We start from the raw sequence: 494 nt of genomic DNA, 5'->3' as shown, positions 1-494 counted from the left end.
CGAAGAGGCCCGCCAGCAGCGGGCTGGCCTGCAAGGGGCCGAAGGCGGTGCGGGCCGACGTCGGCACATAGAGGAGGGAGAGCCGGGAGCGGCGCAGCACGCGAAACTCGTGCTCCCACCCCGCCGGAATAAAGCAGACCTGGCCCGCCACCAGCAGTTCTCCCTCCCCTCGCCCCGTGATGATGCCGCCCCCGTCGTGCAGATAGCAGTATTGGGCATGGGGGTGGCAGTGCAGCGCGGTGAAGTGCCCTTGCGGGTAGGATGGATGCAGACAGGACATGAAGGCTCCAGGGGAGAGGGGCGGCCCCCGACCTTAAGCCAGGGCGAGGCCGGAAGCAAACGGCCCACCCCCTCCGGGGGCGGAAAAACAGCAGGCCACCCGGGGGTGGCCTGTTTAATTTTTCTAAACGATATTTGCTTAGCGTTTAACCAATTCAACCGCTTCCCGGGAGAGGCGGGTCACCTCCTCCCAGTTGCCGCTCTTGACGGCGTCT

1 protein-coding gene and 1 pseudogene are annotated in these 494 nt (G+C 65.6%); both read right to left on the bottom strand.

Annotated elements, in window-relative coordinates; genetic code table 11:
• Positions 1–280: cupin domain-containing protein (locus AACR77_RS17135; RefSeq protein WP_042882989.1), on the bottom strand; the 280-nt coding region annotated here is incomplete at its 3' end.
• Positions 281–418: 138 nt separating this feature from the next.
• Positions 419–494 (bottom strand): annotated as a pseudogene (locus AACR77_RS17130) (bifunctional 4-hydroxy-2-oxoglutarate aldolase/2-dehydro-3-deoxy-phosphogluconate aldolase); the annotation flags it as partial.

It is taken from the genome of Aeromonas sp. ZOR0002 (assembly GCF_963866995.1).
Taxonomy (GTDB): Bacteria; Pseudomonadota; Gammaproteobacteria; order Enterobacterales; family Aeromonadaceae; genus Aeromonas; species Aeromonas caviae.
Note: the sequence above shows the minus strand (reverse complement) of the source record. Positions and strands in the feature narration are given on the sequence as shown.